Origin of the sequence: Shewanella khirikhana (assembly GCF_003957745.1) — a bacterium.
In the GTDB taxonomy this organism is placed as follows: domain Bacteria; phylum Pseudomonadota; class Gammaproteobacteria; order Enterobacterales; family Shewanellaceae; genus Shewanella; species Shewanella khirikhana.
Map to the genome: position 1 here is coordinate 1,203,831 of NZ_CP020373.1, position 23,554 is coordinate 1,227,384.

A 23,554-nucleotide genomic window follows, 5' to 3' on the forward strand; every position below is an offset into this window, starting at 1 on the left:
CATAACAATAAAATGCTCAATGGAGCTGAGTGAGCAGAACGTGAAAAAGCAAAGACCTGTCCATTTAGATCTGCAAACCATCCACTTTCCTGCAACAGCGAAAGTGTCCATTCTTCATCGCGTCTCCGGTGTGATCATGCTGTTCGCCATGGGTATCCTTATTTGGTTGCTCCATGCGTCACTGGCCTCTGCCGAGAGCTTCCAAGGCGTTCAGGCTCTGTTTGACAACTTCCTGGTGAAGTTCGTTATCTGGGGCATTCTGACAGCACTGGGTTACCACTTGCTGGGCGGCATCCGTCACCTGGTAATGGATACCGGCCGTTGGGAAGAATTGGGCTCTGGTAACGCGTCGGCCAAGGCTGTATTCGTGCTGGCGATTGCCTTTTCAATCATTGCGGGGATCTGGGTATGGTAACCAATGCAGCAAGTTTCGGACGCAGTGGTGTCCATGACTTTATCCTTCTTCGTGCCAGTGCCGTCATTCTGGCGTGCTACACCATCTTCTTGGTGAGCTTTATTGCACTGAGTGCTCCTCTGACTTATGAAATCTGGCACGGGCTGTTCGCAACCCTGCCGATGAAAGTCTTCACGCTGCTGGCCCTGATTGCCTTGCTGATCCACGCCTGGATCGGTATCTGGCAAGTGCTGACTGACTATGTCAAGCACACAGCGCTGCGTGGCGTATTACAGTTTACTTTTGTCGTGACTGCCTTTGCATATCTGGCTGCCGGCATTGTGATTGTGTGGGGGGTTTAAGTGAGTATTCCAGTTCGCGAATTTGATGCAGTCGTGATTGGTGCCGGCGGTGCCGGTATGCGCGCTGCGCTGCAGATTTCCAAAGAAGGCAAGAGCTGTGCGCTCCTGTCAAAAGTATTCCCAACCCGTTCGCACACTGTATCTGCCCAGGGCGGTATCACAGTAGCGCTGGGCAATGCCCACGAGGATAACTGGGAATATCACATGTACGATACCGTTAAGGGCTCCGACTTCATCGGTGACCAGGACGCTATCGAATATATGTGTCAAACCGGTCCTGAAGCCATTATCGAGCTGGAGCACATGGGTCTGCCATTCTCCCGTTTCGAAAACGGCAAGATTTACCAGCGTCCTTTCGGCGGTCAGTCCAAGAACTTCGGTGGTGAGCAGGCTGCTCGTACCGCTGCGGCTGCCGACCGTACCGGTCACGCCCTGCTGCACTGTCTGTATCAGCAGAACGTGAAGAACAAGACTCAGGTTTTCTCTGAGTGGTACGCCCTGGATCTGGTGAAGAACGAAGACGGCGCTGTGGTTGGCTGTACTGCCATCGACATCGAATCCGGTGAAATCGTTTACTTCAAAGCCAAGGCCACTGTACTTGCCACCGGCGGTGCAGGCCGTATCTATGCTTCTACTACCAACGCGCACATCAACACCGGTGACGGTGTGGGTATGGCCTACCGTGCCGGCGTGCAGTTGCAGGACATGGAAATGTGGCAGTTCCACCCAACCGGTATTGCCGGTGCCGGCGTACTGGTAACCGAAGGTTGCCGCGGTGAAGGTGGATACCTGCTCAACAAAGACGGTGAGCGCTTTATGGAGCGTTACGCGCCAAACGCCAAGGACCTCGCGTCCCGCGACGTAGTGGCCCGTTCCATGATGACCGAAATCCGTGAAGGCCGTGGCTGTGATGGTCCTATGGGTCCACACATCAAGCTCAAGCTTGATCACCTGGGTAAAGAAACCCTGGAAGCCCGTCTGCCAGGCGTGTGTGAATTGTCACGTACCTTTGCTCACATCGATCCGGCCGATGGCCCAATCCCTGTGATCCCAACCTGTCACTATATGATGGGTGGTCTGCCTACCAAGGTATCCGGTCAGGTTATCCGTAAGAACGATGACGGCAGCGAAACCGATGTAGTCGGTCTGTTCGCTGTGGGCGAAATCGCCTGCGTATCTGTTCACGGTGCCAACCGTCTGGGCGGTAACTCGCTGCTCGACCTGGTGGTATTCGGCCGTGCGGCTGGTCAGCACCTGGGTAAGGCGCTGGACGAGACTGCCGATCCGAAAGATGCGACCGATGCGGACATCGACGCGTCACTGGCTCGTCTGAACCGTTGGGAAAGCAACAAAGACGGCGAAGATCCTGCGCAAATCCGTAAAGACCTGCAAATGTGTATGCAGCTTAACTTCTCTGTGTTCCGTACCGGTGAAGCCATGGCCGAAGGCCTGGAGCAGCTGCAAGCTATCCGCAAGCGTCTGGAAAATGCCAAGCTGTCTGACAACTCCAAAGAGTTCAACACTCAGCGTATCGAGTGCCTGGAGCTGGATAACCTGATGGCCACCGCCATCGCCACTGCTTACGCCGCTAACTTCCGTACTGAGAGCCGTGGTGCTCACAGCCGTGAAGACTTCACCGAGCGTGATGATGACAACTGGCTGTGCCACAGCCTGTTCGACCCCGTGACTGAGGCTATGTCCAAGCGCGAAGTGAACATGTCACCCAAGCACCGTGAAGCCTTCCCACCGAAGAAGCGTACCTACTAAGGAGTTGCGAAGATGAAGTTGGAGTTTTCAGTTTATCGTTACAATCCTGACGTAGATACCAAGCCACGTATGCAGGATTACAGCTTCGAAGTGCCTGATGGCTCAGACATGATGGTGCTTGACGCGCTGTTGAAGCTGAAAGAAATCGATCCGACGCTGTCGTTCCGCCGTTCATGCCGTGAAGGTGTGTGTGGTTCGGACGGTATGAACATGAACGGTAAGAACGGCCTGGCTTGTATCACGCCTATCTCTACCTTCAAAGGCAAGAAGATTGAAATCCGCCCACTGCCCGGCATGCCTGTGGTACGTGACCTGGTGGTAGACTTGTCTCAGTTCTACAAGCAGTACGAGAAGATCAAGCCATACCTCATCAACGACGAGAAGAAGCCTGCCCGTGAACACCTGCAGAGCCCAGAGGAGCGCGCGCACCTCGATGGTCTGTACGAGTGCATCATGTGCGCCTGCTGCTCGACCGCCTGTCCATCATTCTGGTGGAACCCCGACAAGTTCGTGGGTCCAAGTGGTCTGCTGCACGCGTATCGCTTCCTTATCGACAGCCGCGATACCGCGACTGAAGAGCGTCTGGCTGAGCTTGACGACGCCTACAGTGTGTTCCGTTGCCACGGCATCATGAACTGCGTAGACGTATGTCCAAAAGGACTGAACCCGACCAAGGCGATTGGACACATCAAGTCCATGCTGCTGAAGCGGGCTGTGTGATGCAAGAAAACGAGCTAACGATAATAATGATATAGCTCAGCGAGAGTCACTGTCCCTTCTGGGGGATGGTGGCTCTTTTGTGTGTAAAGGAACTACTTGAAGCCGTAATGTTGGAACCCTCGGGGCGGCTGTCGGCATACCTTGTATGCCAAACCATGGCTAAGCACGTGTATAAAGTTTGAAAGGATAAGAAATGCACCAAGGCAGCATGAAAGCCTGGCTGGAGTCATCTCACCTGTACGGATCGAACGCGACCTACGTGGAGGAGATGTACGAAGCCTATCAAGAAGACCCCACTTCAGTGTCTGAAGACTGGCGTGCGGTGTTTGACAATCTCCCTCCCGTGAACGGTGCCTCTGCTGACGTACCTGAAGCTGCTCATTCCAAGATCCGTGATTACTTCCGCTCTCTGGCCCAGGAAGGCCATCGTAAAGGCGCTGGTCGTGTAACCGACCCCGAAGTAGACGCCAAACAGGTTAAGGTTCTGCAGCTTATCAACGCTTACCGTTTCCGTGGCCACCAGAACGCTAATCTGGATCCGCTGGAACTGTGGAAGCGTGACGCAGTAGTTGAACTCGACCCGGCATTCCACGGCCTGACCGCCGACGACATGCAGCGTGAATTCAACACCGGCTCGTTCGCCTATGGCGGCGAAACCCTGAAACTGGGTGAGCTGGCAAAAGCACTGAAGGCCACTTACTGTGGTTCTATCGGTGCTGAATACATGCACATTACCGACACCGACGAAAAACGCTGGATCCAGCAGCGCCTCGAGCCCACCATGGGTCGCGCTGCGTTCGATAAAGGCGTAAAAAGCCGTATTCTCGAAGGCCTGAACGCCGCCGAAGGTATGGAAAAGTACCTCGGTGCCAAGTTCCCCGGTGCCAAGCGCTTCTCATTGGAAGGTGGTGATGCGCTGGTGCCTATGATGCGTGAAATCATCTACCGCGCAGGCGAAGCCGGCACTAAAGAAATCGTCGTTGGTATGGCCCACCGTGGCCGTCTGAACGTACTGGTTAACGTGCTGGGTAAGCGTCCTGCCGAGTTGTTTGACGAATTCGCCGGTAAGCACGGTGAAAGCTCGGGCTCAGGCGACGTAAAATACCACCAGGGCTTCTCCTCTGATTTCGAAACCCCCGGTGGCAACGTGCACCTGGCGCTGGCGTTCAACCCATCGCACCTGGAAATCGTCAACCCCGTGGTTATGGGCTCTGTACGTGCCCGTCAAGACCGCCGTGGCTGCAAAGATGGCCTGTCTGTTATGCCTATCACCATTCACGGTGACTCGGCAATTGCAGGGCAGGGCATTGTGCAGGAGACATTCAACATGTCTCAGACCCGTGGTTTCCGCGTTGGCGGTTCCATCCGCATCGTGGTGAACAACCAGGTGGGCTTTACCACCTCTAACCACCACGACGTGCGTTCTACCGAGTACTGTACCGACATCGCCAAGATGGTACAGGCGCCGATTTTCCACGTGAACGCCGACGATCCGGAAGCCGTGGCCTTTGTGGCTCAGGTTGCCGTTGATTACCGTAACGCCTTCAAGCGCGACGTGGTGATCGATCTGGTGTGTTACCGTCGCCATGGTCACAACGAAGCTGACGAGCCAAGTGCCACTCAGCCACTGATGTACCAGAAAATCAAGAAACACCCAACGCCACGTAAGATCTACGCCGACCGTCTGATTGCCGAAAATGCCATCAGTGCCGACGAAGTGACTGCCATGATCAATGGCTACCGTGATGCCCTGGATCAGGGTGATTGCGTAGTGAAAGAATGGCGCCCCATGTCACTGCGTACCGTAGACTGGTCTCCGTTTATCGGTCAGGACTGGGATGCGGCCTACGAGCCAACAGTGGCCGTTGCCCGTCTGCAGAAACTGGCTGAGAAGCTGGCTTACGTGCCAGAAACCCATCCGCTGCAGTCTCGCGTTGCCAAGATTTACGCCGACCGCGGCGCCATGGCCAAAGGCGAGAAACTGCTGGACTGGGGTTTTGCCGAGACACTGGCCTACGCCACTATCCTCGAAGACAACAACCGCGTGCGCATCACAGGTCAGGACTCTGGCCGTGGTACCTTCTTCCACCGCCACGCTGTGCTGCACAACCAGAACGATGCCACCACCTATATGCCGCTGCGTAACCTCGCCGAGGAGCAGGGCCCGGTTGATATCACTGACTCTGTGCTGTCAGAAGCCTCTGTACTGGCGTTCGAATACGGTTATGCCACTGCTGAGCCAGGCGGCCTGACCATTTGGGAAGCCCAGTTTGGTGACTTCGCCAACTGTGCCCAGGTGGTAATCGACCAGTTCCTGTCTTCCGGTGAGCAAAAGTGGGGCCGTCTGTGCGGTCTGACTATGCTGCTGCCACATGGCTACGAAGGTCAGGGCCCAGAGCACTCTTCAGCGCGTCTGGAGCGTTTCCTGCAACTGTGCGCCAACCACAACATGCAAGTGTGTGTGCCTTCAACGCCTGCGCAGGTTTACCACATGCTGCGTCGTCAGGTGGTTCGCCCACTGCGTCGTCCGCTGGTGGTGATGTCGCCCAAGTCGCTGCTGCGTCACCCTCTGGCCGTGTCTTCTTTGGAAGAACTGGCAAATGGCACCTTCCAGAACGTTATCGGTGAAATCGATAGCCTGGATCCAAAAGGTGTTAATCGTGTGGTCTTCTGTAGCGGCAAGGTATACTTCGAGCTGCTGGAACGCCGCCGTAAGGAAAATCTGACCAACGTTGCTATCATTCGTGTCGAGCAGCTGTATCCGTTCCCAGCCGAAGAAATGGCTGCGATTCTGGCGGATTATCAGCATGTGAACGACTTCGTTTGGTGTCAGGAAGAACCGCAGAACCAGGGTGCCTGGTACTGCAGTCAGCACCACTTCTGGGCCGCAATTCCCAAGGGTGCCACTCTGACCTACGCTGGCCGTGAAGCTGCTGCTGCACCGGCCTGTGGTTATCCGGAATTGCACGCTCACCAGCAGGAATCTCTGGTGGTAGACGCTTTGAACTTGAAGTAACAGACATTTATAAAAAGGATAGCTTTCAATGAGTATCGAAATTAAGGTACCCGTTCTGCCAGAATCCGTGGCTGATGCCACTATCGCCACCTGGCACGTTAAGCCTGGTGAGGCTGTATCTCGCGACCAGAACCTGGTTGATATCGAGACCGACAAAGTTGTATTGGAAGTGGTTGCCCCTGAAGATGGCCACATCGCTGAATTCCTGGCCCAGGAAGGTGACACCGTTCTGGCTGAGCAGGTCATCGCCAAGTTCGTGGCTGGCGCCGTAGCCGGTCAGGAAGTGACCAAGGCCGAAGCTGAGGCTGCTGCCCCAGCCGCTGCCAGCGACGACAGCAACGACGCCCTGAGCCCATCAGTGCGCCGTCTGATTGCCGAGCACAACCTGGATGCCAGCAAAATCAAAGGCACCGGTGTAGGTGGTCGCATCACCAAAGAAGACGTAGAAGCCTTCGTAAAAGGTGGCGCTGCCAAGGCCGCTCCTGCTGCCGCAGCCGCTCCAGCACCTGTGACTCTGTCTGGCGACCGCTCAGACAAGCGCGTGCCTATGACCCGTCTGCGCAAGACCATTGCCAGCCGTCTGCTGGAAGCCAAAAACTCTACCGCCATGCTGACCACCTTCAACGAGGTCAACATGAAGCCCATCATGGATATCCGTAAGCAGTATCAGGATATCTTCGAGAAGAAGCACGGTATCCGTCTTGGCTTTATGTCTTTCTACGTGAAAGCCGTAACCGAAGCCCTGAAGCGCTTCCCAGAAGTGAATGCGGCTATCGATGGCGATGACATCGTTTACCACAACTACTTCGACGTGAGCATTGCTGTGTCTACTCCCCGTGGTCTGGTTACCCCAGTGCTGCGTGACACCGACACCATGAGCCTGGCTGATATCGAGAAAGCAGTACGCGATCTGGCCATCAAGGGCCGTGACGGCAAGCTGACCGTGGAAGACATGACCGGCGGTAACTTCACCGTGACCAACGGTGGTGTATTCGGCTCACTGATGTCTACCCCAATTCTGAACCTGCCACAGAGCGCTATCCTCGGCATGCACGCCATCAAGGACCGCCCAATGGCAGTCAATGGTCAGGTTGAAATCCTGCCCATGATGTACCTGGCTCTTTCTTACGACCACCGTATCATCGATGGCCGTGAGTCTGTTGGCTTCCTGGTAACCATCAAGGAATTCCTGGAAGACCCAACCCGTCTGCTGCTGGACATCTAATCAGCACAGACAAAAAACCTCGTGACTGGCCCCTCGGGGCCAGTTGGATTTAAAACGTAGTATACGGATAGATCATCATGAACTTGCATGAGTATCAGGCAAAAGCCCTCTTTGCCGAATATGGTTTACCAGTGTCAGAAGGCTATGCCTGCGATACCCCTCAAGAAGCGGTAGAAGCGGCCGGTCGTATTGGCGGAAATATGTGGGTAGTCAAGTGTCAGGTACACGCTGGCGGCCGCGGTAAGGCTGGTGGCGTTAAAGTGACTGGCGACAAAGAAGAAATCCGCGCCTTCGCTGAAAAGTGGCTGGGCAAGAACCTGGTGACTTACCAGACTGACGAAAACGGTCAGCCAGTTGCCAAGATCCTGGTTGAAAGCTGCACCGACATCGCCAACGAACTGTACCTGGGTGCCGTAGTTGACCGCGCTACCCGTCGCGTAGTGTTCATGGCTTCTACCGAAGGTGGTGTGGAAATCGAGAAAGTGGCTGAAGAGACTCCAGAGCTCATTCACAAAGCCATCATCGATCCTATCGCCGGTCCACAGCCTTTCCAGGCTCGTGACCTTGGCTTCAAGCTGGGTCTGAACCCAACTCAAATGAAGCAGTTCACCAAGATCTTCATGGGCCTGGCCCAGATGTTCCTGGATCACGACTTCGCGCTGCTGGAAATCAACCCACTGGTAATCACTACCGAGGGTAACCTGCACTGCCTGGACGGCAAGATTGGTGTAGATGGTAACGCTCTGTTCCGTCAGCCAAAAATCAAAGACATGCACGATCCTTCTCAGGATGACGCCCGTGAAGCCCACGCTGCCAAGTTCGAACTGAACTACGTAGCTCTGGACGGTAACGTAGGCTGCATGGTGAACGGTGCTGGTCTGGCCATGGGTACCATGGACATCGTAAACCTGCACGGCGGTAAGCCAGCCAACTTCCTCGACGTAGGTGGCGGCGCGACCAAAGAGCGCGTTTCCGAAGCTTTCAAGATCATTCTGTCTGACAGCAATGTGAAAGCCGTTCTGGTTAACATCTTCGGTGGTATCGTGCGTTGTGACATGATCGCCGAAGGTATCATCGGTGCGGTGAAAGAAGTAGGCGTGAAGGTGCCTGTAGTTGTGCGTCTGGAAGGTACCAACGCTGAACTGGGTGCCAAGGTGCTGGCTGAATCTGGTCTGGACATCATTGCTGCCAAGAGCCTGACCGACGCTGCTCAGCAAGTTGTTAAAGCTGCGGAGGGCAAGTAATGTCTGTATTGATCAACAAAGATACCAAGGTAATCTGCCAAGGTTTTACCGGTGGTCAGGGCACTTTCCACTCTGAGCAGGCTATCGCTTACGGTACTCAGATGGTTGGTGGTGTGTCTCCTGGTAAAGGCGGTACTACTCACCTGGGTCTGCCAGTGTTCAACACTGTGAAAGATGCCGTTGCTGCCACTGGCGCCACTGCTTCTGTTATCTACGTACCTGCGCCTTTCTGTAAAGACGCCATCCTGGAAGCCATCGACGGTGGCATCGAGCTGATCGTATGTATCACCGAAGGTATCCCAACTCTGGATATGCTGCAGGTGAAAGTGAAGCTGGAAGAAACTGGCGTTCGCATGATTGGTCCTAACTGCCCAGGCGTTATCACTCCAGGCGAATGTAAGATTGGTATCATGCCAGGTCACATCCACAAGCCAGGCAAAGTGGGTATCGTTTCCCGTTCAGGCACTCTGACTTACGAAGCCGTTAAGCAGACCACTGACGAAGGTTTCGGCCAGTCTACTTGCGTAGGTATTGGTGGTGACCCAATCCCAGGTACCAACTTCATCGACGTACTGGAAATGTTCCAGAACGATCCTCAGACCGAAGCCATCGTGATGATCGGTGAAATCGGTGGTACTGCCGAGGAAGAAGCTGCTGCTTACATCAAGGCTAACGTGACCAAGCCAGTTGTGTCTTACATCGCCGGTGTTACTGCACCTGCCGGTAAGCGCATGGGCCACGCCGGTGCTATCATCGCCGGTGGTAAAGGTACTGCCGAAGACAAATTCGCTGCCCTGGAAGCTGCCGGTGTAACCACCGTTCGCTCTCTGGCCGATATCGGCAAGGCGCTACGTGAAAAGACTGGTTGGTAATCCCCCCCGGTAGAAAAAGGGCGCCTTCGGGCGCCCTTTTTTGTGTATATAGATGTATGTATAGAAGTATGTATAGATGTGTATTAACCCATTGAAAGGCGTGGCATGTCCGTAATCGAAATCGTCTTCCCGCTGCTGTTTATCGCTGCTCTTGGCTATGGTGCCAGCCGCAGTGGTTGGTTTAGCCGTGAACACATCGCAGGCATCAGCAAGTTTGCCTTTTATGTGTGCATCCCTGCGCTGCTGTTTTCCGCCATGCTCAAGGTTCCGCTGAAGGACAGCATCCGCCTGCCGGTGCTGGCGGCCTTTTATGTGCCTGTGATACTGAGTTTTGCATTAACCTTGCTGCTTTCGCGCCAGGCCCTTAAGCGTTCATACCGCGACTGCGCTGTACTGGCTCTCGGTGGCAGCTATTCCAACACCTTGCTGGTGGGTTTGCCGGTGATCATGGCCGCCTTCGGCCCAGAGCAGATGGCAAGCGTGTTTTTAATTATTCCCTTTCACAGCGCAGTGCTGTTTGGGCTGACATTTGCGCTGTCGGGCAACTCGGCTGGCGAAGGGGGCAGCAGGAGGGCACAGCTTATCAAGGGGCTGCTGTTTAACCCCGTGGTGGCGAGTATCGCCCTTGGGCTTATCGGTAATGTCGCCGGGCTGAGCCTGCCCACAGCCCTTGGCAGCAGTCTTGAGATGCTCGCCAAACCTGCCATTGCCTGTGCGCTCTTTGTGCTGGGTGCCAATTTGAATCAATATCGCCTCTCCAGTGCCTTTGCCCTGACGGCGGTATTAAGTGCGATTAAGCTCCTGCTGCTGCCACTGCTTATCCTGATTGCAGGAAAACTGCTTGGGCTTACCTCTCTTGAGCTTGCGGTTACAGTGCTGCTTGGCGCATCGCCTCTTGGGGTGAATGCCTACCTGATTGCGTCCCAGCTTAAGCGTGACAGCGACATCATCGCCGGCGCTGTGGTGCTGTCATCCATGCTTTGTATCCTGACTGTGATCTTCTGGTTAACTGTGTTAACGTGAGGCCTCTTTTGGGGTTGAAGACTCTTTTTCGGTTGAGGACTCTTTTGGGGGAGCTTTGAGAAGGGCAGTGCAGGAGCGCATTTTATGATAATTACAACAACAGACAGACTGATTTTAAGGCACTTCAACGAAGGGGATGTTGAGGCACTGTTTCTGATGAATAGTATCCCAGAAGTGCTGACTTACATTCCTATGGCGCCACTCACTGATGTAGCACAGGCTGAAAAGCTGCTGCATGAAGTGATTTTTGAAGACTATCGCAGCCGCGGTTTCGGTCGCTGGGCAGTAGAGCACAAGGCCAGTGGCAAGGTCATAGGCTTTTGCGGCCCCAAGTTTATTCCCGAGTACGACAAGGTGGAGCTGGGTTACCGCTATCTGCCTGAATACTGGGGCCAGGGTATTGGCGGCGAAGCTGCCCGCGCCGCCATTGCCGAGTTCAAACCACGGCTTGGCATCGATGAAGCCATTGCGCTTATTCTTGACGGCAATCTGGGTTCAATGGGCGTCGCCCGCCAGATTGGTATGGAGCCGCTGCAGCGCGATAAATTTATGGAGCATGATGTGACAGTGTTCCATAAGTGGCTTTGAGCCCCCCGCTGGCCACAAATTCTGCCTTCATCGCTGGCATTTGGCGATAAGGCGGAGTAGAGTCTCCCTTGGTGACCTTGGTCAGACTCTAAAGCAAGGGTTAGACTTTTCTTCGGGTAACCTCACCATGAGCCTTCAGGCTCACCGCTCTTTCGCCTGATCCTGACATTTCTATTGGATTGTTTCTGACCCGCATCTTTCAGGTGCGGGTTTGGACTATTTGGCGCACTAAACCCTCCGTGGGGGAAGGGATTATGCGATGGTTGGGCGCCGCCGACGGGCGGCCTTGTTTATGAAAAGTAGAGGACTGCTGTGACTGAACAACCCAAGATTGTGATCTCCGAAATCGATATGGAGCGTCTTGAACGATTACTGGAAAGCTTGCCGGCACAGGATGCAGGCAGACTGGCGCTGGAAGCCGAACTGAGCCGGGCGGAGGTACGGCCATCTGCCGACATGCCGGCCAATGTGGTGACCATGAACTCCGAGGTGCGTTTTACCGTGTCTTCCTCGGCCGAGGAGTTTCGCCTCAGGCTGGTGTACCCAAAAGATGCTCAGGGCAAGGGTGATACCCTGTCCATTCTGGCGCCGGTGGGCAGCGCGCTGCTTGGTTTGGCGCAGGGTGATGAGATGGATTGGCCCTGTCCCGGTGGTAACAGCACCCGGGTCCGGATTGAAGAGGTCATTTATCAGCCGGAGCGAAGTGGCGATTTTCATCGCTGATCGCGGCTGAATTTGGCTTAATCTGGCTGAATTGCGGCGGGACTGCACAGTTACATATGCCAGTTAACTTTGCTTGTTAAATCAGGTTCGTTAGCCGCCAGCAGTTATTATTTTCGCCATAAAAAAACCAGCGCCTTGCGCTGGTTTTTTTGATAGAACAACCTTTTAGGGCTTATTCGTCGCCGTGGTCGCACTTATCGTTGGTGCACACACCGTACAGATACAGACTGTGGTTGGTGAGCTTGATGTTGTGACGCATGGCAATTTCATTCTGACGACGTTCGATGGTGTCATCAGAGAATTCGATAACCTTGCCACAGCTTAAGCATACCAGATGGTCGTGGTGGTGCTGGGTAGAGAGCTCGAATACTGCCTTGCCGCTTTCGAAGTGATGGCGTGACACAATACCGGCGTCATCAAACTGGTTCAGCACCCGGTAAACGGTGGCCAGACCGATTTCTTCACCGATGTCGAGCAGCTTCTTGTACAGATCTTCCGCACTGATGTGCTGGTTTTCCGGTTCTTGCATCAGCTCCAGGATTTTTACTCGTGGCAGGGTGACTTTCAATCCCGCTTTTTTCAGCGCCTGATTTCCATCTGTCATGGTTAATCTCTTGATTGCAGAACCATTGGGCTCTTCTGTGGACAATGGAAGTCATTATATGTGTCTAAATTCAAAACTTAAACCTTTGATGGCGGCTAATTGGTGCCATGTGGCAATATTTGGCGCCATATCAGACAATCCGTTGTGAATTGGCCTTTAAGCCCTGATTTAAGTATGGTTATACCAAGGCCCAATTGTCATCGACCTGCGGGAAATGGCAGGCTGGAAACAAAACAATAAGGAAGGCATCAGCATGTACCGGCACATAGTTGTACTCACCGGCGCCGGGATCTCCGCCGAGTCCGGGATCCGTACCTTCAGGGACCAACATGGTCTCTGGGAAGAGCACCATATTGAAGATGTGGCCACGCCCGAAGGCTATGAGCGTGATCCTGAGCTGGTTGAACGGTTTTACAACCAGCGCTGGGCGCAGCTGAAGTCTGACGAGGTGGCCCCCAATGCCGCCCACGAGGCGCTGGCGAAACTTGAAGCCGAATTTGATGGCGAGTTTTTGCTGATCACCCAGAATGTGGATGATCTGCACGAGCGTGGCGGCAGTCGCAAGCTTATTCATATGCACGGTGAGTTGGTGAAGGGCCGCTGTCCGCGTTCACGGCAAACCTTTCTGCTGCGTGAACCCTTCGGCCCGGACAATCTTTGTACCTGCTGTATTCCGGCTCAGCGCCTGCGGCCCCATATTGTCTGGTTCGGCGAAATGCCTTTTGGCATGGACCGCATCCATGATGCACTGGAGCGCTGCGATCTCTTTATCGCCATCGGCACCTCGGGCACCGTCTATCCGGCCGCCGGTTTTGTGGATACCGCCAATCACCATGGCGCGCAAACCGTTGAGGTAAACCTGATGCCTGCCGACCGCCACAGTCAGTTTCAATGGCATCTTACCGGCAGCGCAGGTCATATCATGCCGCGGCTGACTGAGGCCCTGTTGGTAGGCAAGAGCCTTTGCAGCCTGGCCGATGTGCTGACCGAAAGCGCCTGAGGTTTCACGTACGCAAGATGAAGCTGATGACATTGAGACGACAGGGGTGAAGCCGATATGAGCGCCATCAAAAAGGCCATCATAATGCGTGGGCTCCCCGGAAGTGGAAAATCCTTTTGGGTGAATCAGTTTTTGTCGGCATTGCCACCGGAAATGGCCGGGCAGGTTCGCGCCCATGGGCTGTTTTCCACCGACAGCTTTTTTATGCGTGACGGCGAGTATCATTTTGATGTGGCCAAATTGTCTGAATATCATCAGCGCAATCTGGCGGGGTTTATTGCGGCCCTTGGACGTGGCGAGCCACTGGTGATTTGCGACAACACCAATCTGGCCCACTGGGAGTTTTTGGCCTACGAAACGGCGGCGAGGGCGCTGGGGTACGAGGTGGAGAAGGTACTGATTGGCAATCCGGCCGACAGGCGCCATCAGGCCCTTTGTGCCGAACGTAACAGTCACGGCGTGCCGCTTGCAGCCATCAGACGAATGGCAAGAGCCTTCGAACCCTGAACTTGTTCCCTTGCTGCGCCAACCGGTTAAGTTGGCGAGCAAGTGTATTTGGCTTGCTTGCCGATAAAGGCGAAATACGCGATAAAGGCGAAAACTATTATCCTGGTTAGCTAAAAGCCCGGTGCTCTTAATCGAGCCACCGGGCTTTTTTACATCACTCTTCCTTGGTTAGCGCTTTGCCAAGCAAACTGACAGCGGCGGCAAGCAATACCAGATCTTTGAGCAAAAACTGCCCAGGCACCACCGAGATGGCGGGGAAGCCACTCAGGCTTGGCTCAGTGATGGGGGCGCTTAACAAAAAGCTGCTGGTGACCGCGAAGGTCAGCACGGCACTTGCTGCGCCTGCCACGGCAATGGCCCGGTGCAGGGGGGCAAGCAGCAATGCCAGCGCGGTGGCGACTTCCACGGTGCCAATTAAATTAGAGGCCGCCTGCAGGCTGAACACGCTGTAGAGCCAGCTGGTCAGTGGACTGGAAGCAACCAGGCCCTCGATGGCACCGGCTTCGTAGCCGGTGAACTTCATGGCGCCAATCCAGCCCAGTACTATCACGATGGAAAACTTAAGGCCCTGATCGGCAACCTTGTTGATTGTGTGGGCGAGGGCGCTGTGGTTTTGGGTAAATTTAGTCATGGTGTTATTCCTTACAATTGAACTTTGTGTCTGATTTGGCTCTGGTGTCTGGTTAATGCGACTTTGTGGGGCTGCTGGCTCAGCGGGATCTGGTTTTGGGGGAAATACCCCGTGCCTTCAGCACCTTGTCGAATTCGCCCGCTTTGATGGACGCCATCAGATCCTGATTGCCGCCAATGTGCACTTCACCGACGAAGATTTGTGGCACCGTCCTGCGTTGGCTGCGACTTAGCATTTCAGTCAGTAATGCCTGGTCGTCGGTGACATCAAATTCGCGAAACCCAAGGCCCTTCGCGGCCAGAGTCTGTTTGGCAGCTTTGCAGTGTGGGCAATAGCTTTTGGTGTAAATCTCAATCTGTCCCATGTGGATACTCCGGTGTGGTTGCTGTGTGGGACTAATGTAGCTATTAGTGCCTGTACTATCTATGCGTGATAATCTTGATTTGATACATTGAAAGTCTAATTATGGTGATTGGTCCTGCGAACCGGAGAACGGCATGGAAGTGATGAGCGATATACTGCGGGCTATCCGCGTGGTGGGCAGTGTGTATTTTTGCAGCCAGGTGGAGGCGCCCTGGACCAAAACCTTCTCAGCGCTTGAGCACGCCAGCTTTCATATGATCCGCCGCGGCGCCTGCTGGGCAAAGGTGGATGATGCCGTTGAGCGGCTGGAGGAGGGCGACCTTATCTTTCTTGGGCCGGGGCAGGACCATGTGCTCAGCAGTCAGGCGCCCGATGCTGAACATGCCGACATCAGTGAACCAACCTTGCTGCTGTGTGGCTCGTTCAGTTTCAGTCGCAGCGCCACCACGCCGCTGCTCGATATATTGCCGCGGGTGACCATAGTGCGTGACCGGGACTTGGCCAATTACCCCTGGCTTCGCAGCACCTTCGGCCAGTTAAGCGCCGAGTACATGGCCCAGGGGCCAGGCTCGGAGCTTATCGTGAATAAGCTCACCGAGATAATTTTGGTGGAGCTTATCCGGATTAACTTTGGCCGCACTGAGCGCAGCCCGTTTCTGGATGCCCTGAACGACAAACGCATCGCCCGTGCGCTGCAATTGCTGCACGAGCGGCCCGAACTCAACTGGACCTTGCAGTCGCTGGCCAATGACATCGGCATGTCGCGTGCCGCCTTTGCCAGCCGCTTCAGCGCCATGGTGGGGCGGCCCATGTTTGACTATCTCACCCAGCTGCGGATGCAAAAGGCCCAGGAACTGCTGACAGAATCCCTGCTCACTATCGATGAGATTGCCGAGCGGGTGGGATATGGCTCGGAGCGCGCCTTCACCCTGACCTTTAAGAAACATACAGGCACCACTCCAACGCGCTTTCGGGCCCGCTAGGCTGTAGCTGGGTCCGGCGGGCGTTTTTAACGGCAGAAAAAAGGTCGCTCATCGGCGACCTTTTTGTTGCTTGTTACCTGTGGGATTTTGCCTTCAGCCGTGGGCCGGATTGTGGGCTGTCTTGCAAATGCCCTCCAGCGCGGCAACCTCGACCATGGCCTTGGTGAGCATGGCGAGCTCTGCATCGCTGATGCAGTAAGGCGGCATCACGTAAATCAGCCTGCCAAAGGGGCGAACCCAGACGCCTCGCTCGGCAAATGCCTTCAGCGCAAAGGCGGTATCCACGGTTTGCGCCATTTCAATCACGCCCACAGCGCCAAGTACCCTCACATCAACCACCTGCGGCAACACACGGGCGGCTTCAAGGGCATCGGTCAGCCGGGTTTCGATATTGGCCACCTGTGACGGCCAGCGGTTTTCGGCAAACAGTGCCAGACTGGCGATAGCGGCTGCGCAGGCGAGCGGGTTAGCCATAAAGGTGGGGCCGTGCATAAACACACCGGCAGGGGAGTTGGATATGCCTGCTGCGACTTCATCTGTGCTCAGGGTTGCCGCGAGGCTCAGCATGCCGCCGGTGAGCGCCTTGCCAAGGCACAACAAATCCGGTGCTATGCCCGCGTGTTCATAGGCAAATGCCTTGCCGGTGCGGCCAAAGCCGGTGGCGATTTCATCGAGGATCAGCAGTACCCGATACTCGTCACAAAGGGCACGTATCGCCTGTAAATATTCCGGGCTGTGGAATCTCAATCCCCCGGCGCCCTGCATAATGGGCTCAATAACGAGGGCGGCGATTTTATGGTGATGGGCTTGCAGTAACGTGCGCAGCTCAGTGATGTCGGCATCAACAAACGGCCTGTTAAAACCTGCCGCTGGCGCCTTGGCAAAAATCTGTTTGGGTACCAGATGGCCGAACATACCGTGCATGCCCGAGTTGGGATCGCAGACGCTCATGGCCGCAAAGGTGTCGCCGTGATAACCACCAAGCACGGTCAGCAGCTTGTGTTTTTGTGGCTCGTTTCTTCCCTGCCAATATTGGATGGCCATTTTGAGGGCCACTTCCACCGCCACTGAGCCTGAATCGGCATAAAATACCTTGGTCAGCTTGGGATGAACTAGGCTAAGCAGCGCCTTGCCAAGCTTGGTAGCGGGCTCATGGGTGAGGCCGCCGAACATCACATGGCTGAGTGTTGCCGCCTGCGTTTGCACTGCGGAAACCAAGGCGGGATGACCATAACCGTGAATGGCCGACCACCAGGACGAGGTGCCATCGACCAGCTCCCGACCATCTTCCAGCGTCAGGCGGCAGCCGCTGGCGCTGGTTATCCCCAGCACCGGCAGAGGTGCTGCCATGGAAGTATAAGGATGCCAAAGGTGGTTTCGGTCGAACTCGAAATCTATGCTCATTTTATTAGCTCAAAATTTAACCATCAGTAAACCTTGCCAACTGGTTGGCGTTGACAGTGTAAGGGCCAACGCTATCCTAGCCAACAGAAAACATTTTATAGGGTAATACCATGCCGTCTTTTACCGTTCGCCACGACTGGAGCCGTCAGGAAGTTGAGGCCTTGTTCGCTCTGCCGATGAATGACCTGCTGTTCCGTGCTCACAGCATCCACCGTGAGGTGTTTGACCCCAACGAGGTGCAGGTCAGCCGGTTGCTGTCCATCAAGACAGGTGCCTGTCCGGAAGACTGTAAGTATTGCCCCCAAAGTGCCCGTTACGATACCGGCCTTGAGAAAGAGCGCCTGCTGGAAATGGAAAAGGTGCTCACCGAGGCCCGCGCCGCCAGAGATGCCGGTGCCACCCGTTTTTGCATGGGCGCCGCCTGGCGTAATCCCCATGAGCGCGACATGCCATACCTCACCGAGATGGTGAAAGAAGTGAAATCTCTGGGGCTGGAAACCTGTATGACCCTGGGCATGCTGTCTGCTCATCAGGCGAGCCAGCTTGCCGATGCCGGGCTTGATTACTACAACCACAATCTGGATACCTCGCCCGAATATTACGGCGATATCATCACCACCCGCACCTATCAGGACAGACTCGATACGCTCTCCAACGTGCGGGCGGCAGGGATGAAAGTGTGCTCCGGCGGTATCGTCGGTATGGGCGAGCAGGCCACCGACCGCGCCGGGCTATTGCAGCAACTGGCGAATCTTGAGCAGCATCCGGACTCTGTGCCCATCAATATGCTGGTGAAGGTGGCAGGTACGCCGCTGGATAACCTGGACGACCTGGATCCGCTCGAGTTTGTGCGCACCATTGCCGTGGCCCGTATTCTGATGCCACTCTCACGGGTGCGTTTGTCCGCCGGCCGCGAGAAAATGACCGACGAGCTGCAGGCCATGTGCTTCTTCGCCGGAGCGAACTCGATTTTCTACGGCTGCAAACTGCTGACCACTGCCAACCCGGAAGAAAACGATGATATGAGCCTGTTCCGCCGTCTGGGGCTTAAGCCTGAACAGGGCAAGGCTGCGACGCTGGAAGAGGATGCTGCCATGGTGGCCAGGGCGGGACGAAGCGCAGAGCAGGACAATGCCGCCAAGGGCGCTGCCGCTAAATCGGCACTGTTTTACGACGCCGCCAATTGAGTCAAGCCATGAATCAGCTGCTTGCCCGTTTGCAAGTATCGCGCGACCAGGCCAAAACCGACGGCCTGTGGCGCGAAAGGCGGGTGCTCGATGAAGGGCTTTGCGACTTTGCCTCCAACGACTATCTTGGGCTGGCGCGGGAGCCGCGTCTCGCCGATGCCCTCAGCGAAGGCGCACGCCTTTACGGCGTAGGCAGCCGCGCTTCACCGCTGGTGGCCGGTTACCACAAGGCCCACCAAACCCTCGAAGCCACTCTGTGCCAGGCCACGGGGCATGAAGCAGCGCTGCTGTTTTGCTCCGGTTTTGCAGCTAATCTGGCGCTATCCAATGCGCTTTTTACCGCAGAAGATACCCTGATTGCCGACAAGCTTATCCATGCGTCCATGATAGATGGCGCGCTGCAATCAGGTGCCAGACTGCGCCGTTATCCCCACTGCGATGTCAGCGCCGCCGAAAGATTGCTTTCGCAAAACCCAGGCACGGCGCTGCTTACCGAAAGCATTTTCAGCATGGACGGCGACCTTGCGCCGCTTGGCGCGTTATCCGAATTGTGCGATGCGCACCAGAGTCTGTTGATTGTCGATGATGCCCACGGCTTTGGCGTGACAGGTGAGGGCGCCATGGGTGCCAGTCGGCTGCCGGGCGTTCGGCCCGCGCTGCAAATTATCACCTTTGGCAAGGCCATGGGGTGTCAGGGTGCCGCCATTTTGGGCAGTGCCGAGCTGATTGACTCCCTGGTGGCGAGGGCGCGCCACTACATTTATTCCACTGCGTTGTCGCCTGCGCTGGCCCACGTGGCAACCGCCGCCATTGCGCTTATCGCGGGCGGCGATATGCATACCAGATTGCTTGATAATATCGCCAGGTTTAAGCGCCTCAGTGAGGCTGCGGGCCTGGCGCTGCTGCCATCATCAAGCCCAATCCAATTACTGCCGGTATCTTCCAATGCCGAGTGTCTGGCGCTTGGGCAGCGGCTGCGTGATGCAGGATTCTTGGTCGGCGCTATTCGGCCCCCCGCAGTGCCGGCGCCAAGGCTCAGGATCACCATAAGTGCAAGCCACAGCGCCGGGCAGATAGCGGCGCTGGTACAAATTCTCGCCGCCGAGTGTGGCGCAGGGGCTGGCAAATGATGGCGAGCCAGATTGCCGACAAGGCTTGCGATGTGGCAGGCCACTTTTCCCGCGCCACTGAATACAGCCGCCACGATGTGCTGCAGCGGCGCACGGCCGCGCGGCTTAAATCCTGGGTGGCCCAGAGTGGAAGAGTGCTGGACTTGGGCGCAGGCCCGGGCACGGCGTTTGATACGCCAGATATCGGCCGGGTGATTGGCGTCGATTTGGCCTTTGGCATGTGCGAGCGCCTTAAAAGCCGCTTCCCACAAACGGATGCCGTATGCGGCGATGCCAGACAGCTGCCATTTTTAAGCGCAAGCTTTGACAGCCTGTATTCCAACCTTGCGCTGCAGTGGTGCCAGCCCTTTGCTGCGGCTATCGATGAAGCGGCCAGGGTACTGAGGCCCGGCGGTGAGGCAGCAATAGCCGTGGTGTGCGACGGCTCCTTACCTGAGCTTGAGCAGCTGGGGTTTTCGGTGAATCACTTTATTGATGCACTCGCCGCTCTTTCCGCATTTAAGGCCGAACACTGGCAGCTGCTACACACTGAAATTACTACCGAAACGGTGCATTTTGCCGATTTGCGCTCGCTGATTTATTCCATCAAAGGTGTGGGTGCCAATGCGCGGCAGGACGCCGGTCAGGCTGCTAAGCTTCGTGGACGGCAAGACTGGCTGGCGCGGCTTGAGGCGGCTGAAGCACTTCGCACCGACTCAGGATTACCCCTCAGTTATCAAATCCTTTATGTGGTGGCCAGACGACAACAGGAGAACTCATGATCCATTTTGTGACCGGCACGGATACTGATTGCGGCAAGACTCTGGTGTCTGCGGCCATGCTGGTGGCGGCGCAAAAGCTGCCGGGCTGCCACTCAACCCTAGGGGTTAAACCCATTGCCTCCGGTTGCAGGCGGACCGAAGACGGGCTTAGAAACAGTGATGCAGAGCTGTTGATGGCCCACGCCAGCCGTGAGTTTGACTACGACAGAGTGAATCCCATCGCCTTTGAACCTGCCATAGCACCGCACATAGCTGCCCGTGAAGCGGGTGTGGAAATCAGCCCCGAGGCCATTATGGCCAAGTTGGACTGGACCAGTATCGCCCGCAGCGATTTTTGCCTGATAGAAGGGGCGGGCGGCTGGCGCTTGCCATTAGGTGAGGGCCGGTTTATGCCGGAGCTGGTGGAAGCGCTGGACTTACCGGTGATTTTAGTGGTGGGAATGAAACTTGGGTGCCTTAATCATGCGCTGCTGACCCAGGAAGCGATTCTGGCCGACGGTTTGCGGCTGGCGGGCTGGGTTGCCAATCGGGTTGACCCGAACATGACGCACTTTCAGGACAATCTGGACACACTGAAAGAGCTGATGACATCTCCCTGTCTTGGCGTGGTGCCGTATATTCCCAGTGCATCGCCGCTGGAAGCCGCTGCCTTTTTGGATTTAACGCCGCTGGCGCAGTGAAAGCCCAAGCCAAAGCCAAAGATAAGGACAAAGACAAAAACAAAAACAAAAACAAAAAGGTCGCCTTGGGGCGACCTTTTTAGTGTGTGCTGCTCGGTGTTTTATTTGCCGGCTGCGCGCTTAAATCTGCGGTGATGGGCTCATCCGCGCATCACAACGCAGTACTGCAAAACACCGAATAAGCTGGCAGAAAGTTGTCAGAGCAGGTGGCTTAAGTCAGCGCCAATGGCGATAGGCTCTTTTTGGACGCTGCCTTTAAAGAAGTAGGCTTCTTTGTCACCCAGCAGGCTCAGCTTGTCGCCCTGACGATGCAGCGCGCTGCCTTCCTGGATACCGACGATTGGCGTCAGCGGGTCAACCACAGTGAACTCCAGCAGTCGTTGGGCACGGGTTTCACCGTTGTGGCCCGGCGCCTGATAATCGCTGTAGTGTGGGTTTAACTGGAACGGCACCAGGCCCAGCGCGGTAAACGATGGCGGCTCGATAATGGGCATGTCGTTGGTGGTGCGGATGGACAAACCGGCGATGTTGGAGCCAGCCGACCAGCCCACATAAGGCTTGCCCGCTTCAACCTGCTCGCGGATGACAAACAGCAGATCGTAACGATACAGTTCGTGCAGCAGGTGGAATGTATTGCCACCGCCAACAAAGATGCCATCGGCATCGCGGATGGCCTGACGGGGATCGGCGTGTTCATGGATACCACTGATGTTGATGTTCAGCGGCTTAAGCCCTTCGCGCACTTTTTCAAGGTAGGCATCGTAGCCCAGGCTGATCCCGGCGTAGGGGATAAATACCCAGTTGCGGGCGTCCTGAGTCAGAGGCGCAATAAAGGGCAGGGTATGTTCAAGATAAGGGGTGTCGCCAACGCGGGAGGCGCTGAGGAGCAGGGCATTGATGGTCATGGGTCGTCCTGATCTGCGAGGTCGTTATTATGGTGTGGTTATTATCTTTGTTGCCGCTTGGGCTGTTTGTGGCAATGTTAACAAAGATTCATGGTGATAAACACCTAATCAGCGGGTCAAAAATGGCGTCAGTGCTGGCAGGCATCAATCTTAAGATTGGCTTAAGAAAGCCCAAATAGACTGCCGCCAAGATGTAAAACACAAGGGATATTATCTTTTTAATCTTGCCTCCCTTGAAAAACGATAATCAGGACATATTATGTCCCTTGTGAGTGTGAATGGGCGACGTGCCCGATAAAGGAGCTGAAATGAAACGCGTATTTCTATTTCTGTTGACCAACCTTGCCGTAGTGGTAGTTGCGTCGATAGTGATGTCGCTGCTGGGTGTGAATACCCAAACCATGGGCGGTCTGCTGGTGTTTGCTGCACTGCTGGGCTTCGGTGGCTCGCTGTTCTCGCTGGCCATCTCCAAGTGGATGGCGAAAAAGTCCATGGGTTGTGAAGTGATCACCACCCCGCGTGACGCCACTGAAAAATGGCTGCTGGACACTGTTGCCCGTCAGGCGCAGCAGGCCGGGATCAAGATGCCAGAAGTGGCTATCTACAATTCCCAGGAAATGAACGCCTTCGCCACCGGTCCAAGCAAGAACAACTCGCTGGTGGCCGTGAGCACGGGTCTGCTTTATGGCATGACCCAGGACGAAGTGGAAGGGGTGCTGGCCCACGAAGTAAGCCACGTAGCCAACGGCGACATGGTAACCCTGACCCTTATTCAGGGTGTGGTGAACACCTTCGTGATTTTCGCCGCCCGCGCTGTGGCTGGTGTGATTAATAACTTCCTCTCCAGCGATGAAGACGGTGAAGGTCTGGGCACGCTGGCCTACATCGCCGTGGTGGTGGTGCTGGAGATCCTGTTCGGTATTCTGGCGTCGGTCGTGGTGATGTACTTCTCGCGGATCCGTGAGTACCGCGCCGACGAAGGCGGTGCCAAGCTTGCTGGCCGTGCCAAGATGGTGGCTGCCCTTGAGCGTCTGCGTAATGGCCCTGAAACCGGTGCCATGCCTGCGCAAATGGCTGCCTTCGGGATCAGCGGCAAGCGCTCGCTGACCGAGCTGCTGATGAGCCACCCTCCGCTGGAAAAGCGTATTGCTGCACTGAAAGCAAACTGATTGCGTTATTGATTGAAAAAGAGGCCTGCGGGCCTCTTTTTTGTTATCAGCGTTTTGTCTCATTTGACGAAACGGGTTTTTCCGTTATGTTAAGTAGGCGGAACGCTGTGTTGTGATAGTGTAAAAGTCCATTTCGCGCAGTCGGTTACATGATTCAGCGCACATTTTGTTAAATGCTGAATTGTTAAACTGGGCCCAAGTTGAAATCGGGCCAAGATGGCCGCAACGATTACTATTGAGAACGTCGTGCTAAGACTCAGATGGCCGATGGGAGCAAAAAGAATTCCCACATTGCC

At 55.4% G+C, this 23,554-nt stretch carries 24 protein-coding genes; 19 read left to right on the plus strand and 5 right to left on the minus strand.

From position 1 onward, the window contains the following. Positions 1-19: 19 nt before the first annotated feature. The 11 genes from sdhC to rnk all read left to right on the plus strand — a co-directional run bounded on the left by sdhC (position 20) and on the right by rnk (position 11,934). The gene (sdhC, locus tag STH12_RS05220; RefSeq protein ID WP_126166578.1) at positions 20-415 is read left to right on the plus strand and encodes a succinate dehydrogenase, cytochrome b556 subunit; all 396 of its coding nucleotides are present in this window, start codon (positions 20-22) and stop codon (positions 413-415) included. Beyond that, a complete protein-coding gene (gene sdhD, locus STH12_RS05225; protein ID WP_126166579.1) occupies positions 409-756 on the plus strand; it encodes a succinate dehydrogenase, hydrophobic membrane anchor protein in 348 nt (115 codons plus the stop codon). The genes sdhC and sdhD overlap by 7 nt, the downstream gene beginning before the upstream one ends. Continuing rightward, positions 757-2,523: a succinate dehydrogenase flavoprotein subunit gene (gene sdhA, locus STH12_RS05230; protein WP_126166580.1), complete on the plus strand. Its 1,767-nt coding sequence runs from the start codon at positions 757-759 to the stop codon at positions 2,521-2,523. 12 nt (positions 2,524-2,535) lie between these two features. Further along, a complete protein-coding gene (locus STH12_RS05235; protein WP_126166581.1) occupies positions 2,536-3,243 on the plus strand; it encodes a succinate dehydrogenase iron-sulfur subunit in 708 nt (235 codons plus the stop codon). A 193-nt stretch (positions 3,244-3,436) separates the two neighbouring features. Continuing rightward, positions 3,437-6,259, plus strand: coding sequence for a 2-oxoglutarate dehydrogenase E1 component (sucA, locus tag STH12_RS05240; RefSeq protein ID WP_126166582.1), 2,823 nt, complete (start codon positions 3,437-3,439; stop codon positions 6,257-6,259). A gap of 28 nt (positions 6,260-6,287) precedes the next feature. Beyond that, complete coding sequence (gene odhB, locus STH12_RS05245; protein WP_126166583.1) at positions 6,288-7,484, plus strand: 2-oxoglutarate dehydrogenase complex dihydrolipoyllysine-residue succinyltransferase; 1,197 nt, start codon at positions 6,288-6,290, stop codon at positions 7,482-7,484. A 77-nt stretch (positions 7,485-7,561) separates the two neighbouring features. Continuing rightward, entirely contained in the window at positions 7,562-8,728 is a 1,167-nt protein-coding gene (gene sucC, locus STH12_RS05250; RefSeq protein WP_011759544.1) for an ADP-forming succinate--CoA ligase subunit beta, read from the plus strand. After that, entirely contained in the window at positions 8,728-9,600 is an 873-nt protein-coding gene (sucD, locus tag STH12_RS05255) for a succinate--CoA ligase subunit alpha (RefSeq protein ID WP_011759545.1), read from the plus strand. The genes sucC and sucD overlap by 1 nt, the downstream gene beginning before the upstream one ends. Positions 9,601-9,705: 105 nt before the next feature. Continuing rightward, a complete protein-coding gene (locus STH12_RS05260) occupies positions 9,706-10,623 on the plus strand; it encodes an AEC family transporter (protein ID WP_126166584.1) in 918 nt (305 codons plus the stop codon). An 84-nt stretch (positions 10,624-10,707) separates the two neighbouring features. Continuing rightward, positions 10,708-11,211, plus strand: coding sequence for a GNAT family N-acetyltransferase (locus STH12_RS05265; protein ID WP_126166585.1), 504 nt, complete (start codon positions 10,708-10,710; stop codon positions 11,209-11,211). Positions 11,212-11,562: 351 nt separating this feature from the next. Beyond that, complete coding sequence (gene rnk, locus STH12_RS05270) at positions 11,563-11,934, plus strand: nucleoside diphosphate kinase regulator (RefSeq protein WP_237158846.1); 372 nt, start codon at positions 11,563-11,565, stop codon at positions 11,932-11,934. A 172-nt stretch (positions 11,935-12,106) separates the two neighbouring features. Here rnk and fur read toward each other — a convergent pair whose 3' ends face one another. Further along, the gene (gene fur / locus STH12_RS05275) at positions 12,107-12,538 is read right to left on the minus strand and encodes a ferric iron uptake transcriptional regulator (RefSeq protein WP_126166587.1); all 432 of its coding nucleotides are present in this window, start codon (positions 12,536-12,538) and stop codon (positions 12,107-12,109) included. Positions 12,539-12,791: 253 nt separating this feature from the next. Here fur and cobB point away from each other — a divergent pair, with 253 nt between their 5' ends. Further along, positions 12,792-13,538, plus strand: coding sequence for a Sir2 family NAD+-dependent deacetylase (gene cobB, locus STH12_RS05280; protein WP_126166588.1), 747 nt, complete (start codon positions 12,792-12,794; stop codon positions 13,536-13,538). Between the two features lie 57 nt (positions 13,539-13,595). Continuing rightward, positions 13,596-14,045: an ATP-binding protein gene (locus tag STH12_RS05285; protein WP_126166589.1), complete on the plus strand. Its 450-nt coding sequence runs from the start codon at positions 13,596-13,598 to the stop codon at positions 14,043-14,045. A 154-nt stretch (positions 14,046-14,199) separates the two neighbouring features. On the opposite strand, the gene STH12_RS05290 is transcribed toward STH12_RS05285, so the two are convergent. Beyond that, entirely contained in the window at positions 14,200-14,676 is a 477-nt protein-coding gene (locus STH12_RS05290) for a DUF417 family protein (protein WP_126166590.1), read from the minus strand. 79 nt (positions 14,677-14,755) lie between these two features. Beyond that, positions 14,756-15,040: a glutaredoxin 3 gene (gene grxC / locus STH12_RS05295; RefSeq protein ID WP_126166591.1), complete on the minus strand. Its 285-nt coding sequence runs from the start codon at positions 15,038-15,040 to the stop codon at positions 14,756-14,758. Between the two features lie 133 nt (positions 15,041-15,173). Between grxC and STH12_RS05300 the strand changes: the two genes are divergently transcribed. After that, a complete protein-coding gene (locus STH12_RS05300; protein WP_126166592.1) occupies positions 15,174-16,022 on the plus strand; it encodes an AraC family transcriptional regulator in 849 nt (282 codons plus the stop codon). A 93-nt stretch (positions 16,023-16,115) separates the two neighbouring features. Here the strand turns inward: STH12_RS05300 and bioA are convergent, their stop codons facing one another. Next, positions 16,116-17,426 (minus strand): adenosylmethionine--8-amino-7-oxononanoate transaminase, encoded by a 1,311-nt coding sequence (gene bioA, locus STH12_RS05305; protein WP_126166593.1) that lies wholly within the window; start codon positions 17,424-17,426, stop codon positions 16,116-16,118. Between the two features lie 110 nt (positions 17,427-17,536). Between bioA and bioB the strand changes: the two genes are divergently transcribed. The 4 genes from bioB to bioD are packed head-to-tail and all read left to right on the plus strand — an operon-like array spanning position 17,537 to position 21,184. Further along, complete coding sequence (gene bioB, locus STH12_RS05310) at positions 17,537-18,613, plus strand: biotin synthase BioB (RefSeq protein WP_126166594.1); 1,077 nt, start codon at positions 17,537-17,539, stop codon at positions 18,611-18,613. Between the two features lie 8 nt (positions 18,614-18,621). Continuing rightward, on the plus strand, positions 18,622-19,743 hold the full coding sequence (locus STH12_RS05315) for an aminotransferase class I/II-fold pyridoxal phosphate-dependent enzyme (protein WP_126166595.1): 1,122 nt from the start codon (positions 18,622-18,624) through the stop codon (positions 19,741-19,743). Continuing rightward, positions 19,740-20,504, plus strand: coding sequence for a methyltransferase domain-containing protein (locus tag STH12_RS05320; protein WP_126166596.1), 765 nt, complete (start codon positions 19,740-19,742; stop codon positions 20,502-20,504). Before STH12_RS05315 ends, STH12_RS05320 begins: the two co-directional genes overlap by 4 nt. Continuing rightward, a complete protein-coding gene (gene bioD, locus STH12_RS05325; protein ID WP_126169426.1) occupies positions 20,504-21,184 on the plus strand; it encodes a dethiobiotin synthase in 681 nt (226 codons plus the stop codon). The genes STH12_RS05320 and bioD overlap by 1 nt, the downstream gene beginning before the upstream one ends. Positions 21,185-21,381: 197 nt before the next feature. On the opposite strand, the gene pepE is transcribed toward bioD, so the two are convergent. Next, the gene (pepE, locus tag STH12_RS05330; RefSeq protein ID WP_126166597.1) at positions 21,382-22,089 is read right to left on the minus strand and encodes a dipeptidase PepE; all 708 of its coding nucleotides are present in this window, start codon (positions 22,087-22,089) and stop codon (positions 21,382-21,384) included. 308 nt (positions 22,090-22,397) lie between these two features. Here pepE and htpX point away from each other — a divergent pair, with 308 nt between their 5' ends. Next, positions 22,398-23,258 (plus strand): protease HtpX, encoded by an 861-nt coding sequence (gene htpX / locus STH12_RS05335; RefSeq protein WP_126166598.1) that lies wholly within the window; start codon positions 22,398-22,400, stop codon positions 23,256-23,258. Positions 23,259-23,554 lie beyond the last annotated feature (296 nt).